This window comes from Aeromonas sp. 1HA1, assembly GCF_029237385.1.
Lineage (GTDB): Bacteria > Pseudomonadota > Gammaproteobacteria > Enterobacterales > Aeromonadaceae > Aeromonas > Aeromonas popoffii.
Genome location: NZ_JAACGC010000229.1, coordinates 1 through 508, shown reverse-complemented (window position 1 = coordinate 508; position 508 = coordinate 1). Strand labels below are relative to the sequence as shown.

The following is a 508-nucleotide window of genomic DNA, read 5'->3' as shown; positions in this document are numbered from 1 at the left end:
GAACTCAGGGCCCAGGGGTTACTCAGGGAAGCAGAGCACGTAGAAAACCAGTCATGTGAAACGGTGCTAACCCAGGATGAATATCAGTTGCTGAACTATCTGGACAAGGGAAAACGTAAACGTAAAGCGCGAGAAGGCAGCTTGCAATGGGCCTACATGGCGATAGCCAGATTGGGCGGTTTTATGGATAGTAAGCGAACAGGGATTGCAGGCTGGAGCTCACTCTGGGAAGACTGGCAAACACTGCAAAGTAAACTGGACGGCTTTATTGCCGCCAAAGAGATGATGGCTTCGGGGATCAAGATCTGATCAAGAGACAGTCACTAAGGTTATGGGAATACCTATCATGGGAGAGCTATTGTCAAATCTGGTGTATGGCGTGAGCCTGTAAATAATTCTGTGTAACTGCCCACTCCATTACAGGTGACCGTTCAGGCGATCACCGAACTCGATAATAAAACGATTTAGGGCAAGCTTCCAATTCTGGATCGGCATGGTCCATTTCTTG

The 508-nt window shown here is 48.2% G+C and carries 1 pseudogene; it reads left to right on the top strand.

The window, feature by feature from the left end:
• Window positions 1-309: pseudogene (locus tag GWQ22_RS21805) on the top strand (IS4 family transposase); the annotation flags it as partial.
• Window positions 310-508 lie beyond the last annotated feature (199 nt).